This window comes from Phenylobacterium sp., from assembly GCF_031425575.1.
Taxonomy (GTDB): Bacteria; Pseudomonadota; Alphaproteobacteria; order Caulobacterales; family Caulobacteraceae; genus Phenylobacterium.
In genome coordinates this window covers 1-12,986 of the sequence record NZ_JANPJP010000240.1, presented here as the reverse complement: position 1 = coordinate 12,986, position 12,986 = coordinate 1, and the positions used below count along the sequence as shown (strand labels likewise).

General features: G+C 68.0%; 14 protein-coding genes, 2 tRNA genes and 1 pseudogene. 9 read left to right on the top strand and 8 right to left on the bottom strand.

Features of this window, described 5'->3' with window-relative positions; genetic code table 11:
- Nucleotides 1–292: ATP-binding cassette domain-containing protein (locus RMO97_RS13585; RefSeq protein WP_310541586.1), on the bottom strand; the 292-nt coding region annotated here is incomplete at its 3' end.
- Nucleotides 289–1,392 (bottom strand): polyamine ABC transporter substrate-binding protein, encoded by a 1,104-nt coding sequence (locus RMO97_RS13580; RefSeq protein ID WP_310541585.1) that lies wholly within the window; start codon nucleotides 1,390–1,392, stop codon nucleotides 289–291. The genes RMO97_RS13580 and RMO97_RS13585, both read right to left, overlap by 4 nt.
- 92 nt (nucleotides 1,393–1,484) lie before the next feature.
- Here RMO97_RS13580 and RMO97_RS13575 point away from each other — a divergent pair.
- The 3 genes and pseudogenes from RMO97_RS13575 to metG all read left to right on the top strand — a co-directional run bounded on the left by RMO97_RS13575 (nucleotide 1,485) and on the right by metG (nucleotide 4,882).
- Nucleotides 1,485–1,838 (top strand): annotated as a pseudogene (locus tag RMO97_RS13575) (DMT family protein).
- Entirely contained in the window at nucleotides 1,838–2,977 is a 1,140-nt protein-coding gene (locus RMO97_RS13570; RefSeq protein ID WP_310541584.1) for an aminotransferase class I/II-fold pyridoxal phosphate-dependent enzyme, read from the top strand. Before RMO97_RS13575 ends, RMO97_RS13570 begins: the two are co-directional and overlap by 1 nt.
- A gap of 96 nt (nucleotides 2,978–3,073) precedes the next feature.
- Nucleotides 3,074–4,882, top strand: a complete 1,809-nt coding sequence (gene metG / locus RMO97_RS13565; protein WP_310541583.1) for a methionine--tRNA ligase — start codon at nucleotides 3,074–3,076, stop codon at nucleotides 4,880–4,882.
- Here metG and RMO97_RS13560 read toward each other — a convergent pair.
- A complete protein-coding gene (locus RMO97_RS13560) occupies nucleotides 4,879–5,622 on the bottom strand; it encodes an EcsC family protein (protein ID WP_310541582.1) in 744 nt (247 codons plus the stop codon). The genes metG and RMO97_RS13560 overlap by 4 nt on opposite strands.
- Nucleotides 5,623–5,800: 178 nt before the next feature.
- On the opposite strand from RMO97_RS13560, the gene RMO97_RS13555 reads away from it, so the two are divergent.
- Together RMO97_RS13555 and RMO97_RS13550 are read left to right on the top strand one after the other, a co-directional pair.
- Nucleotides 5,801–6,568: an SDR family oxidoreductase gene (locus RMO97_RS13555; RefSeq protein ID WP_310541581.1), complete on the top strand. Its 768-nt coding sequence runs from the start codon at nucleotides 5,801–5,803 to the stop codon at nucleotides 6,566–6,568.
- 52 nt (nucleotides 6,569–6,620) lie between these two features.
- Nucleotides 6,621–6,917 (top strand): hypothetical protein, encoded by a 297-nt coding sequence (locus tag RMO97_RS13550; protein ID WP_310541580.1) that lies wholly within the window; start codon nucleotides 6,621–6,623, stop codon nucleotides 6,915–6,917.
- Here RMO97_RS13550 and RMO97_RS13545 read toward each other — a convergent pair.
- A complete protein-coding gene (locus RMO97_RS13545) occupies nucleotides 6,895–8,091 on the bottom strand; it encodes a TIGR03862 family flavoprotein (RefSeq protein ID WP_310541579.1) in 1,197 nt (398 codons plus the stop codon). The two genes, RMO97_RS13550 and RMO97_RS13545, sit on opposite strands and share 23 nt — an antisense overlap.
- Nucleotides 8,092–8,187: 96 nt before the next feature.
- On the opposite strand from RMO97_RS13545, the gene RMO97_RS13540 reads away from it, so the two are divergent.
- Complete coding sequence (locus RMO97_RS13540; RefSeq protein WP_293492266.1) at nucleotides 8,188–8,325, top strand: hypothetical protein; 138 nt, start codon at nucleotides 8,188–8,190, stop codon at nucleotides 8,323–8,325.
- Between the two features lie 286 nt (nucleotides 8,326–8,611).
- On the opposite strand, the gene RMO97_RS13535 is transcribed toward RMO97_RS13540, so the two are convergent.
- From RMO97_RS13535 to rlmB, 4 genes are all read right to left on the bottom strand, one after another.
- Nucleotides 8,612–9,301 carry a TerC family protein gene (locus RMO97_RS13535; RefSeq protein ID WP_310541578.1) on the bottom strand — a complete coding sequence of 230 codons (690 nt, stop codon included), beginning with the start codon at nucleotides 9,299–9,301 and terminating at the stop codon, nucleotides 8,612–8,614.
- Between the two features lie 2 nt (nucleotides 9,302–9,303).
- A complete protein-coding gene (locus RMO97_RS13530; RefSeq protein ID WP_310541577.1) occupies nucleotides 9,304–9,579 on the bottom strand; it encodes a hypothetical protein in 276 nt (91 codons plus the stop codon).
- A gap of 76 nt (nucleotides 9,580–9,655) precedes the next feature.
- Nucleotides 9,656–11,554 carry a stalk-specific protein X gene (locus tag RMO97_RS13525; protein WP_310541576.1) on the bottom strand — a complete coding sequence of 633 codons (1,899 nt, stop codon included), beginning with the start codon at nucleotides 11,552–11,554 and terminating at the stop codon, nucleotides 9,656–9,658.
- Between the two features lie 126 nt (nucleotides 11,555–11,680).
- Complete coding sequence (gene rlmB, locus RMO97_RS13520; RefSeq protein ID WP_310541575.1) at nucleotides 11,681–12,394, bottom strand: 23S rRNA (guanosine(2251)-2'-O)-methyltransferase RlmB; 714 nt, start codon at nucleotides 12,392–12,394, stop codon at nucleotides 11,681–11,683.
- Nucleotides 12,395–12,600: 206 nt separating this feature from the next.
- Here rlmB and RMO97_RS13515 point away from each other — a divergent pair.
- From RMO97_RS13515 to RMO97_RS13505, 3 genes are all read left to right on the top strand, one after another.
- A tRNA-Tyr gene (locus tag RMO97_RS13515) sits at nucleotides 12,601–12,686 on the top strand.
- Nucleotides 12,687–12,738: 52 nt separating this feature from the next.
- Nucleotides 12,739–12,812 (top strand) — tRNA-Gly (locus tag RMO97_RS13510).
- A gap of 24 nt (nucleotides 12,813–12,836) precedes the next feature.
- A partial coding sequence (locus tag RMO97_RS13505; RefSeq protein WP_304781287.1) for a GTP-binding protein occupies nucleotides 12,837–12,986 on the top strand: 150 nt, incomplete at its 3' end.

Sequence of the window (12,986 nt, the reverse complement as noted above, 5' to 3'; positions counted from 1 at the left end):
GCGCCCGGCCGGCCAGATCCTGGTCGGCCAGGGTGATGCGTCCGGCGTCCGGGGTCTCGAATCCCGCGAGCAGGCGCATCAGGGTGGTCTTGCCGCAGCCCGAGGGGCCGAGCAGGGCGAAGAACTCGCTCTCATAGATCGTGAGCGAGACGTCGTTCACCGCGATCTCGGTCCCGAACCGCTTGGTCACGCCCTCGAACCGCACCAGCGGCTTCAGGGTCGGATCGGTCCAGGGCGCGAAGCTGGAGCGGACAGCGCCGATGTTCAGGCGCGGCCGCCGCAAGGTGGTCATTGGCCCGTCTGCACCCGGGTCCACTGGCGGTTCACGTCGCGCAGCAGGGTCTGGTCCTTGCTGGCGGTGACGAACAGCGTGTGGAGTTGGTCCGGCGTTGGATAGACGTTGGGATTGTCCCGCACGGCCGGATCGACCAAGGCGGTCGCCGCCTTGTTGGCGTTGGCGTATTCCGTGAAGGTCGAGGCTCGGGCGATCACTTCCGGACGCAGCATGTAGTTCAGGAATTTATAGGCCGCGGCGGGGTTCGGGGCGTCCTTGGGGATGGTGAAGACGTCGAACCAGACCTGGCTGCCTTCCTTGGGCACCACATAGTCGAGATGCACCTTGTCGCCGGCCTCGGCCGCGCGGCTCTTGGCCTGCAGCATGTCGCCGGAATAGCCGATGGCGATGCAGATATCGCCGTTGGCCAGGGCCTCGATGGACTGGGAGGAGTGGAACTTGCTGACGTAGGGACGGGCCTTCAGGAACATCTCCGTCGCCGCCTTGTAGTCGGCCAGGTCGGTGGAGTTTGGGTTCCGGCCCAGATAGTTGAGGGCGACGGCGTACATGTCCTCCGAGGCGTCGAGCCAGTAGACCCCGCAGTCCTTCAGCTTGGCAAGGTTCTCCGGCTTGAAGACCACATCCCAGCTGTCGATGGCGACGCCGGGTAGACGCTTGGCGATGGCGTCCTTGTTGTAACCGATGCCAATGGTGCCCCACATGTAGGGCACCGCGTACTTCGCCCCCGGATCGAAGGGCTCCATATATTCCATGATCTCGGGCCAGAGGTTGGCGAGCCCGTGCAACTGGGCCTTGTCTAAAGGCTGGACGGCGCCTGCGGAGATGTAGCGGGGGACGTTGTGGTTGGAGGGAACCACCAGGTCGTAGCCGGTATTTCCCTGCAGCACCTTGGTCTCAAGAACCTCATTGGAATCAAAAGTGTCGTAGACGACCTTGATCCCGGTCTCCTTGGTGAAGTCGGTGAGGATGGCCGGATCGATATAGTCCGACCAGTTGTAGATATGCAGGGTCTCGGCGCCGCCCTTGCCGCAGGACCCCAACACCAGAGCCGCCAACCCGAGCGCAGCCGCGCTCAGCTGCTTCCTCCACCCCCTCATCGCCGTCTCCCCTTTGCGTCGGCCAAGGTTATAGGGCTGCGGTCGCCTGCGTTAAGTGCCAAATCGATGTGCGTCCCAGCCGGAGCCCCCACATGCCCATGACCACGGCGGCCGTAGCCCCGATCCTCCTGCTGATCGCCTCCAACGTCTTCATGACCTTCGCCTGGTACGGCCACCTGAAGGTGGAGCACCGGCCGATCTGGCTGCTGATCCTGGCGAGCTGGGGTATCGCCTTCTTCGAGTAATGCCTGGCGGTCCCCGCCAACAGGATCGGGCGGGGCGTCTATGATCCCATGGAGCTGAAGGCCATGCGGGAGGTCATCACCCTGGCGGTCTTCGCGGTGTTCTCGGTCACCTATCTGGGGGAACGGCTGACCCTGAATCATGGCATCGGCTTCCTGCTGATCGCAGCGGGCGCGGTCTTCGTCTTCAAGGGACCTTTGTGATGCCGGCGCAGATCGACCCTTTCCACGCCATCGGCATCAGCACGCTCGCCCACAGGCTCAAGGCCGAGGGGGCGTCGATCATCCACATGGAGTTCGGCCAGCCCTCCACCGGGGCGCCGCAGGCGGCCATCGCCGTGGCCCACGAGATGCTGGACGCCGACCGCGGCGGCTACTGGGAGAGCGCTGCGCTACGCGACCGTATCGCCCGGCACTATCTCGAAACCTATGGCGTCACCGTCGCGCCCGAGCGGATCATCCTGACCTGCGGCGCCTCGCCGGCCCTGGTCCTGGCCCTGGCCTCCGTCTTCGACCCCGGCGACCGCGTCGGCCTGGCGCGGCCGGGCTACGTGGCCTACCGCAATACGCTCAAGGCCCTGCACATGGAGCCGGTGGAAATCCCCTGCGGCGCGGAAAGCCGGTTCCAGTTGACCGCCGCGCACCTGGCCGCCCTCGACCCCGCGCCGCAGGGCGTGATCGTCGCCAGCCCGGCCAACCCGACCGGCACCATCATCGAGGCTACGGAACTGGAGGCCATCGCCCAGGTCTGCCGCGAGCGCGGCATCCGCATCGTCTCCGACGAAATCTATCACGGGCTCAGCTATGTCGGCCCGGCGCACTCGATGCTGGAGTTCGAGCCCGACACCCTGGTGGTGAACAGCTTCTCCAAATATTTCAGCATGGTGGGCTGGCGTCTTGGCTGGCTGCTGGCGCCGGCGCGGGACCTGTCACGGGCAAGGGCCTATGTCGGAAACCTGTTCCTGACCGCCCCGAGCCTCAGCCAGCATGTGGGCCTGGCGGCCATGGACGAACGCGAAGAGCTGGACGGCAATGTCGAGGTCTACCGCGCCAACCGCGACCTGCTGCTGGCGGCCCTGCCGAAGCTGGGCCTGACCCAGATCGCGCCGCCGGACGGCGCCTTCTACATCTACGCCGATATCGGCCATCTGACCGAGGACAGCCTGGGGTTCTGCAAGGACCTGCTGCGTGAGACCGGCGTCGCCACCGCTCCGGGGCTCGACTTCGATCCCGTCGAGGGCGGCCACTTCATCCGCTTCAGCTTCGCGGTCTCCACGCCGCTGATCGAGGAGGCCATCGGCCGCCTGATCCCCTGGTTCGCGGCGCGGACGGCGAAGGCCTAGGCGAAAGCGCAGGCCTCTTGCGCGGGCGGCTTGGGGAAACCCGATGGGGCGCCCTATAAGCCGCGCTTACCGCCACTCCTCATTTCGAGTCCGCACATGTCCCGCATCCTCATCACCTCGGCCTTGCCCTACATCAATGGGATCAAGCACCTGGGGAACCTGGCGGGCTCCATGCTGCCGGCCGACGTCTATGCGCGGTTCCAGCGGTCGCGAGGGCGCGAGACGCTCTACATCTGCGCCACCGACGAGCACGGCACCCCGGCCGAGCTGGGCGCCGCGGCCCTGGGCCAGGACGTGCGGTCCTATTGCGACGACCAGCACCAGATCCAGCGCGACCTCTATGCCGGCTTCGGCATCAGCTTTGACCACTTCGGCCGCTCGTCCTCGCTGCAGAACCGCACCCTGACCCAGCGCTTTGCGCAGGGGCTGTGGGAGGCCGGCTTCATCGAGGGGCGGGTGACCAAGCAGGTCTATTCCAACGCCGACAAGCGCTTCCTGCCCGACCGCTACGTGGTCGGCACCTGCCCGCACTGCGGCTACAACGCCGCCCGGGGCGACCAGTGCGACAACTGCACCCGCCAGCTCGACCCGGTGGACCTGATCCATCCGCGCTCATCGGTGTCGGGTTCAGAAGACATCGAGATCCGCGACAGCCTGCACCTGTTCCTCAAGCAGACCGCCTTCGACGGCAAGCTGCGGGACTGGATCACCGACAAGAAGGGCAAGTGGCCGGTCCTGGTCACCTCCACGGCGCTGAAGTGGCTGGACGAGGGGCTGCAGGACCGCGGCATCACCCGAGACCTGGAATGGGGCGTGCCGGTCAACGCCGCCGACTGGGGCCCCAACCCGGCGGGCGAGCGCCCCGACGTGGCGGGTCTCGCGGGCAAGGTGTTCTACGTCTGGTTCGACGCGCCCATCGAGTACATTGGCGCGACCTGGGAATGGTCGGCGGCCAAGCCGGGCGCCGACCCGGCCAGCGAGACCGAGTACGAAAGCTGGTGGCGCGGCCCGGCGGCTGACGACGTCAGCTATGTGGAGTTCATGGGCAAGGACAACGTGCCCTTCCACACCGTGGGCTTCCCCTGCACCCTGTTCGGCTCCAACGAGACGAAGAACGCTGACGGCTCCTGGCGGCCGTCGTCGAACGCGCCCTGGAAGCTGGTAGACACGCTGAAAGGCTTCAACTGGCTGAACTATTACGGCGGCCGGTTCTCCACCACCCACCAGCGCGGGGTCTTCATCGACGCCGCGCTCGAGATCCTGCCCGCCGACTACTGGCGCTGGTGGATCATGGCCAATGCGCCGGAGAGCAGCGACACCATGTTCACCTGGGAGCAGTTCCAGGCCCAGGTGAACGCCGACCTGGCCGACGTGCTGGGCAACTTCGTCAACCGCATCCTGAAGTTCACCGAGACCCGCTTCGAGGGCGTGGTCCCCGAGGGCGGCGAGCCTGGCGCTCTGGAGGAGAAGCTCCACGCCGACGTCGCGGCCAAGCTGGCCGAGCTGGACGAGCAGATGGAGGCCATCGACTTCCGCAAGGCCACTCAGGCGCTGCGGCAGTTGTGGGTGCTGGGCAACCAGTACCTGACCGAGGCCGCCCCCTGGACCGCCATCAAGACCGACCCCGCCCGCGCGGCCGTCGCGGTGCGCACGGGCCTGAACCTGGTGGCCCTGTTCGCCAAGGTCTCCGAGCCTTTCATCCCCTTCGCGGCGGCGAAGATCGCCGGCGGCGTGGGCGAGGGGTTCCCGGGCCAGTGGCCGACGGGGGAGGGCGTCCTCGACATCCTGCCCGCCGGCCGAAAGGTCGAAGCCCCCGAGGTGCTGTTCAAGAAGATCGACAACGATCAGATCGCCGCCTGGCTCGAACGTTTCGGCGGGCCGGAGCCCGTCGAGGCCGAAGCCTAGGTGTCGGCCTCAGCGAACCAGCGCATCCGGTAGGCGTTCATCGCCGTCTCGCCGAGGCGGTCCAGCAGACGGTAGTTGACGAAGGCGCCCACCGGCGCACCGATCACCGGGATCATCTGGGCCAGCTTGGCCAGGTCGATATAGTCCCGGTACTCCTGCTGGAACCGGCGCCAGTCGAGGCTTTCCAGGCCGCCGGCCGCTATGGCCCGGGCGCTGTCCCAGTCGGCCAGGGCGCCATAGGCCTCGGGCCGGCGCGAGGCGCTGGAGAAGGCCAGGCTGAAGATCCGCAGGATGTAGAGGCGCTCGGCCAGGTCGTCGCCGGAGTGGCCGTAGATCGCCGCCAAATCGAACAGCAGCTTGATCTTCAGCCCGATCAGCACCGGGAAGTCGGCCGCCGCCAGCAGGAAGCCGCCGGTGCCCGCCACCCCGCCCTCGGCCGCCGCCGTGGTGCGCCAGGCCATGATCTTGTCGCGGGCCTGAGCCTCGCGCGCCCGCAGGGTGGCGCCCTCGACCGGCGGCGGGCTGGTGTAGTCGGCTCCGGTCAGGATGGCCCGGGTCATCTGCTCCATGGCGCCGGTGATGACGCCGTGCACCTTCTCCGGGATCAGATTGTTGATCCGGTCCTGCACATTGCGCGCGGCCTTGTCGAAGGCCCCGGCCGGCCTGAGCACGCGTTCGCGCCAGGCCGACATCTCGGCCAGGACCTGGGCGTCATAGGCTACGTCTGAAATCTCACTCATGGCGAGCGGTTTGAACGGGAGATCGCTCAGCCGCAAGCCCGCTTGCAGCGCCATACCCTCAACTCGAAAACTGCCCTGACCACGCGGAAAGGCCTCGCGTCCCGCAGTAACCCTCGCCATAAAGTCCGCTTTTCAACGGCGCGTTGACGCCGGTCATTCGTTTCGTGAGGAAGCTCCATTGCGCAATCTGTTCAGCGTTGAAGGCAAGGTCGTTCTGGTCACCGGCGGCAGCCGCGGCATCGGCGAGATGATCGCCCGCGGCTATGTCGAGAACGGAGCCAAGGTGTACATCTCCTCGCGCAAGGCCGAGGTCTGCGACCGGGTGGCCGAGGAGCTGTCGGAGTTCGGGACCTGCATCTCCCTGCCCTTCGACCTGGGGGGCATGGACGGCATCACCGGCTTGGCCGCCGCCATCGCCGAGCGTGAGGAAAAGCTCCACGTCCTGGTCAACAACGCCGGCGCCACCTGGGGCGCTCCCATCGACGAGTTCCCGGAGAGCGGCTGGGACAAGGTGGTGGACCTCAACACCAAGTCGGTCTTCTTCCTGACCCAGAAGCTGCTGCCGCAACTGCGCGCCGCCGCCACTCACGAGGACCCCGCCCGAGTGATTAACATCGCCTCGGTGAACGGCATCGAACCCCCCGGCCTGGAGACCTATTCCTACTCCACCTCCAAGGCCGGCTGCATCATGCTGACCCGCCACCTGGCCAAGCGCCTCGCGCCTGAGCACATCTGCGTCAACGCCATCGCGCCCGGACCCTTCCCCAGCCACATGATGGCCGCGACCCTGGCCCGCGCCGGCGACGCCATCGCCAAGGGCAACCCGCGCGGCCGCATCGGCACCCCGGAAGACATCGCCGGGGTGGCGATCTTCCTGTCTTCACGGGCCTCGGCCTACACCACGGGGACGACCGTTCCCTGCGACGGCGGTTCGGCCGAGTTCTAGCTTGCCGTTCTAGCTATTGGCCGCCCGCCCTATCGGCCCTATCAGGGTCGGCATGGCGGGCGGTTGGCTGATCGGCGTGATGGTGCAGACTCCGGAGGAGAAGGCCTTCCTGCGCCACTATTACGCCGTGGGCCACGCGGATCGGGCCAAGGCCGAATGGACCGGCGTCGATCATGCGCTGAAGGCCGGGATCGTCGCCTCCAGCCCCGTGGACGGGCTCGAGCCGGTCCAGGCCATCAGCCAGGTTCCGGCGACCCTGATGAAGACCCTGGGTCTCGCCGATGGTCAGGTCCGGGCGCTGGGGTGGCAGTATCCCCGCCGCTGGATCATTCCGCACCTGAGTGTCTAGCCAGGATAGCGCGAGCCGCCGCCGCGCCCGTGGCGAAGCAGGCTTGCAAAAGGTAGCCGCCGGTAGGCGCCTCCCAGTCCAGCATCTCGCCAGCGACGTAGACCCTAGGCCGGGCTTTCAGCATCAGGTGCTCATCTACGGCGTCGAGGCGCACCCCGCCCGCTGTGGAGATTGCCCGCGCAAGACCCTGTAATCCCGTCAGCTTAAGTGGCGCGCGCTTGATGGCGGCGGCCAGGTCGGCGGGCAGGGCGACACCGTGCGCCTCCCGCAGCAGGTTGATCTCCAGCGGCGAGAGGTTGGCGGCCTTGCGCAGGTAGGTGGCCGCCGACTGGGCGCCACGCGGGCGGTCCAGGCGGGCGCGGAGTTGCGCTGTCGTAAGGTCGGGGCGTAGGTCGATCTCGATGGCGGTCGACCCCTCGGCCGCGACCGCCGCGCGCAGATCGGAGGAGAGAGCGTAGATGGCGCCGCCTTCGACGCCATAGGCGGCCACCACGGCCTCGCCGCGCACCGTGCGGCGGCCGTGGGTGACGGCGATGGCCTTCAGTGGCTGGCCCGCGAATCGCTCCTTGAAGACCGGGCTCCAGTTCACCGCGAAGCCGCCGTTGGCCGGCTCGAAGGGCGCCAGTTCAACGCCCTGGCGGGCCAGGAACGTCGCCCAGGCCCCGTCGGAACCCAGCTTGGCCCAGCTGGCTCCGCCCAGGGCCAGCACAGTGGCGGACGGGCGGACCGTCTCGCCGTTCTCAAACAGCAGGGCGCCGTCCTCGGTCCAGCCGGACCAGGTCATCCGGGTGCGAAACCTCACGCCCTGGGCGTCCAGCCGGGCCAGCCAGGCGCGGAGCAGGGGGGAGGCCTTCAGGCTCCTGGGAAACACCCGGCCGCTGGACCCTACGAAGGTCCCCTGACCCAGGCCCTCCGCCCAGGCGATCAGGTCGCCGGGCGTGAAGGCCTCCAGCAAGGGTTTCAGCCTCCTGCCCGCCGCGCCGTATCGCCCGAGGAAGGGCCGGAAGTCCTCCGAGTGGGTGAGGTTCAGCCCGCCCCGGCCGGCCATCAGGAACTTACGCCCCAGGCTCGGCATGCGCTCATAGACCGTGACCGGCCGACCCGCGGCGCTCAGCACCTCGGCGGCCATCAGACCCGCCGGCCCACCGCCGATCACCGCAACCGCTTCGTCCATGGCAGGGGTTTAGCCGAGGCCGCGTTCTGCGTCCGCAAACTGTCGCCTGACCGCGCGGGAATGTGCGATGGTGGAAGTCCAAAGCAGGGGCCCATCATGAAACCGCCGTCCAAGGATAACCCCCGCACCTATGCGCCGCCGACCCCCAAGGTCGCCCGCATGAAGCCCGGCAAGGTGCTGACCGCCGCCGAGAAGGCGGCGTTCCTGGCCTCGCGGCCGGACCTGAAGAAGTAGGGAGGCGTCCGCACCGCAGGAAAACCCCCGTGGGACGTGGTTCGGGGACTTTCCTGCTTGGCGACCGCAGTGTTGGGCTCGTCGCCAGACTCCCAACTCCAATGGCGCAGCTTCGTTCCGGGGGAATGTGAACGCCCGGCGCCAAGCCTCGTTCAGCCAAGGTTCAAGCGCACGCCGCCATTGTGCAAATCAAGGCCGGACGTCAATTCCCGTCCCTCAACGCGATGTCCGACCCTCGGCGCGCCAGGTGCCCTCCCGGACCTGGCGCGCCGTTCTGCTTTCGGGGTCAGTGCTTCCCGGGCTTGATGTCAAGGAAGTCAGGCGCGGCGGCGTTGTAGGCCGGGGTATAGCCCAGGCGTTGGATGGCGTCGCGGTGGCCTTCCCACATCATGTGCAGGGCCACGTAGAGCACGATCACCAGGCCGACATAGCCGATCCAGCGATAGCGCTGGAGCAGGTTTGCGATCCAGCTGGCGGCGATGCCCATCAGGGCGATCGAGAAGATCAGGCCGAACACCAGCACCGAGGGGTGTTCGCGCGCCGCGCCGGCCACGGCCAGGACGTTGTCTAGGCTCATGGAAAGGTCGGCGATCAGGATCTGCAGGAAGGCGGCCTTGAAGGTCTTGGCCTCGCGCTCGGGCGGGTTCTCGGAGATCGCCTCGGCCTGGGCGTGGGTGGCTTGCTCGCGCATCTCGCGCCACATCTTCCAGCAGACCCAGAGCAGCAGGATCCCGCCGCCGAACAGCAGGCCGATGATCCCGAGCAGCTGGGTGGTGATGAGGGCGAAGCCAATCCGCATGACCACGGCGGCGGCGAGGCCCCACATGATCACCTTGCGCCGCTGTTCCGCCGGCAGGCCGCCGGCGGCCAGGCCTACCGCCACGGCGTTGTCGCCGGCCAGCACCAGGTCGATCATCATGACCTGCAGGAAGGCGGAGCCGGCCGCCAGGAAGTCGGGGCTGAAGAGAGTTTCCATGGCTAGTTCCGTCCGGCGTATTGGGCCGCGACTTCGTCGGGCGTGATGGCGAGGGAGGCTGGCAGGGTGGCGTTATAGGTGCCGACACGCCCCAGGTCGACCACGACGGTGCGATGACCATCCCAGATCATGTGTAGCCGCTGAGTCTCTGGCGGACCGGCGTCCAGCGGTCCAATCGCCACGGCGTTTTCGCCGTTCAGCGGCGGGTCGAACATGGCGACCGGGAAGTGGGCGGCGAGGCCGCCGGCGGCGGGCAGGGGCGGGACAAAGAGACGCATCGCCTCTCAATGCCGCGACCCGCCACGCAGGGCAAGGCGGGCTTCTCCCTCCCCAGAGCGGGGAGGGAGGGTGACCCTAGTGGGCGTGCTCGGGCTGCTTGTGATGCGTGTCGTGGCCATGGTCGGCGCCGTGACCGTGATCGTCATGACCCTGGGTGGGGGCGTGACCGTGGTCATCGTGGGCGACGGCGTGGGTCTGGGCATGGTCGCCGTGCGCCGCGTGGCCATGGTCGTCATGGGTCGCGTGGGCGCCGTGGCCATGACCGTCATGGGCGTCAGCGTGACCGTGGGCGTCGTGCGCGGCATGGGCATCGTGCGCGGCATGGTCGTCGTGCGCCGCGTGGGCGCCGTGGCCATGACTGTCGTGAGCCTCGCCGTGACCATGAGCATCGTGCGCGGCATGGTCATCGTGCGCCGCATGGCCATGACCGTCATGGGCGTCAGCGTTACCGTGGGCGTCTTGCGCTGCGTGGTCGCCGTGCGCCGCATGTGTGTCATGGGCGCCGTGCGCATCGTGGCCGTGGCCGTGGCCGTCGCCATGGCCCTCGTTGTGGTGATGCGCGGCCACAGCGCCGGCCGCCGCAGCTCCGGCTGCCGCGGCGGCCAGGGGTGCGGCGACGCCCTGGTGGTGGTCTTCCGGCTCTTGATGCGACGTCGCGCCGTAGTCGGTCATGGTGCGGAACTTCCGGCGGCGCTCGGCGCGACGACGGCTTTCTCCGGCGCCGCGGGCAAGTGCGATCAGCAGGGCGAGCGCGGCGAGGACCAGGGCCCCGGCCACCACCTTGTTGGACGGCACGGGGCCCACGCCTGGCACCGACACGTCCTTCATACCCGGGATGGTGAGCTTGCTGAGCAGGCCCTGGAAGCTGAAGCCCGGCTTCTTCTCCGGGGCCTGCGGCATCACGGCGGCGAGCGCCTGCTCGATGCTGGCCAGCGAGAAGGTCATAGGCGGCTTCACACCGGTCAGGCCGGCGTCGACGTCGGCCTTCAGCGGGCCGCGTTCGCCGGCGCCCGGCTTGACCTGCCAGTTGAAGGCTGCGGCCTCGCCGGTCTTCAGCTTGGCGGTCTGGGGACCGTTCGGGGTGATTTCATAGCCAGTCCCAGAAAGGGTGGCGGTCACCTCTGCGTTCTTGGCGGCCTTGGTGAGACCGAGTTTGGCGGCCTCCCGCTGGAGGGTCGCCAGCAGGGTCTGCGGCAGGCTCAGGCTGACCTGGCCGGCGTCGCCCTTGGTGACGGCCTCCGGCACGGTGAGCTTGGATCCCGCCGCCACCTCGCCGCCGACCGCGGTCTGCAGCTTGGCGAGCTTGGGATCGGCGGGCGCCGCCAGGCCCGTGGCCGGGAAGGTGGGCTGGGGCGCCTTGGCCAGGAGAGGCGCAGGCTTCGGCGCGGCCGCGGGCTTGGCCTGTTCAATGACCTTGGGCGCCGCGGCGACCACCGGCTTGGCGGCGGAAGCGAGCGGCTTGGCGACGGGCGCGGGCGGCTTTGCCGCCACCACCGCCGGGCGGGGTGCGACAACGGCTGGCCGGGCGACCGGCTTGGCCGGAGGAGAGTAGGCCTGAGCGGCGGGCCGGCGGACACGCGGCGGGGCCGAGACATTGGCGCGCGGCGCATAGCGGTTGCCGTAGACCAGCCGGCGTTCACGGGCCGACATGTCTTCAGGGTTCGGCACCGGCCGCATGGCGGTGACCAGAACGCCGTCGGCGCGCCGGTAGGTGACGAGGCGATTCACATTGCGCGGCGGATCCCGATAGGCGGAGCCCTGGGCGGCTTGGCCCCCGCTGGGGCCGCCAGCCAGCCCGCTGCTGTCATAGTGTGCGCCAGGGGCGCCGCCCATCAGCTCCGGAGGCGGGGCCTGGGTATAGGCGTCCGGGGGCGGGGCGACCTCGTGAGAACTTGGTCCGCTACAGGCGGCGAGCGCCAGAAGCGCCGCCGTGGTCGCACCACGCAACATCCACTTGGTAATCGTAATCGCCATTGGGGCCCCCATCCCATGCCGAGATCAGAACCGTACACTGGCCCTAAACCTTAACAGTTACGCAACAAATCACGCTCTGGAGGAGAAAGCAAAAGCCTGAATCGTGTAACGGGTATCCGATTCACCTCAGGCGCGAGTGCGACTTGCCTCATAGAGCGCTACGGCGGCGGCAGCTGACACGTTCAAGCTCTCGAACCCGCCCGGCATGGGAATCTTGCCAAGGGCGTCGCAATGTTCGGCGACGAGGCGGCGCAAGCCGTCGCCCTCCGAGCCCAGCACAAGCACGGTCGGAGCGCCGTCCAGTGCCTGTTCCAGGTTCTGAGGCGCTGAGCCGTCCAGGCCCACGGCCCGCCAGCCGAGATCGGCCAAGGTCTCCAGCGCCCGCGACAGGTTCACCACGTGTGAGGTGGGGATCTGATCGACGGCTCCGGCCGCGGCCTTGGCCAGGGCTCCGGTCAGCTTGGGCGCATGGCGATCCTGCAGGATGACGCCGCTGGCCCCGAAGGCCGCCGCCGAGCGCAGGATGGCGCCGACGTTCTGCGGGTCGGTCACCTGATCCAGCATCAGGATGACGGCGCCCGGCTTGGCCTCGAATTCCTCCAGCGCCACCGAATCCAGCATGGCGATCTGCAGGGCCAGGCCCTGGTGTACCGCGCCGCCGGGCAGGTTGTGGCTGATGACGCCGGTCTCGACGATCTCCAGCGCCGGGTTCCGGCCGAATCGGGCGGTGAGCTCCTTGGCCCGCTCGGGGGTGGCCAGCAGCCGGTCGGCCGGTTCGCGGGCCGGATTGGCCAGGGCGGCGGTGACCGCGTGCCAGCCCCAGAGCCAGTCGTCGGACACGGCGTCGCGCCGTCCCGGACCCCGTCCGCGAGGCCCGTTTTTAGAACCCTTCCAGGGCGCGTTGCGTTCGCTGTGTGACGACACTATAAGGCGCACTCCAAATCGGGGACCGGACTGGTTTTCCGCTGCTCGCGCCCGGCTTTAACACCGGTCGCACCGATCAGCGGAGGGTTTTGTTCGGCCTTCGGTGAGGCTCCGAGCGCGCTGGGGGAATGTCCCGAGTGGCAAAGGGGGGGGACTGTAAATCCCCTGGCGTACGCCTTCGTAGGTTCGAGTCCTACTTCCCCCACCACGCGCCGGAGCGACGCTCTATAATGGAGGCTCGGTCACGAGCACCCACCTCGGCGGGTATAGCACAATGGTAGTGCAGCAGCCTTCCAAGCTGAATACGCGGGTTCGATTCCCGCTACCCGCTCCATCTCTCAAACGCCCGTAGGATCCCATGGCCAAGGAAAAGTTCGAACGCAATAAGCCGCACTGCAACATCGGCACGATTGGTCACGTTGACCATGGCAAGACGACGCTGACGGCTGCGATCACGATTACGCTGGCGAAGGCCGGTGGCGCGAAGGCGATGAACTACGCCGATATC

Bases quoted from the DNA above. Each gene is read 5' to 3' on its own strand.
- RMO97_RS13580 (WP_310541585.1), bottom strand. From the start codon at position 1,392: ATGAGGGGGTGGAGGAAGCAGCTGAGCGCGGCTGCGCTCGGGTTGGCG.
- RMO97_RS13570 (WP_310541584.1), top strand. From the start codon at position 1,838: ATGCCGGCGCAGATCGACCCTTTCCACGCCATCGGCATCAGCACGCTC.
- metG (WP_310541583.1), top strand. From the start codon at position 3,074: ATGTCCCGCATCCTCATCACCTCGGCCTTGCCCTACATCAATGGGATC.
- RMO97_RS13560 (WP_310541582.1), bottom strand. From the start codon at position 5,622: ATGAGTGAGATTTCAGACGTAGCCTATGACGCCCAGGTCCTGGCCGAG.
- RMO97_RS13550 (WP_310541580.1), top strand. From the start codon at position 6,621: ATGGCGGGCGGTTGGCTGATCGGCGTGATGGTGCAGACTCCGGAGGAG.
- RMO97_RS13545 (WP_310541579.1), bottom strand. From the start codon at position 8,091: ATGGACGAAGCGGTTGCGGTGATCGGCGGTGGGCCGGCGGGTCTGATG.
- RMO97_RS13540 (WP_293492266.1), top strand. From the start codon at position 8,188: ATGAAACCGCCGTCCAAGGATAACCCCCGCACCTATGCGCCGCCGACC.
- RMO97_RS13535 (WP_310541578.1), bottom strand. From the start codon at position 9,301: ATGGAAACTCTCTTCAGCCCCGACTTCCTGGCGGCCGGCTCCGCCTTC.
- RMO97_RS13530 (WP_310541577.1), bottom strand. From the start codon at position 9,579: ATGCGTCTCTTTGTCCCGCCCCTGCCCGCCGCCGGCGGCCTCGCCGCC.
- RMO97_RS13525 (WP_310541576.1), bottom strand. From the start codon at position 11,554: ATGGCGATTACGATTACCAAGTGGATGTTGCGTGGTGCGACCACGGCG.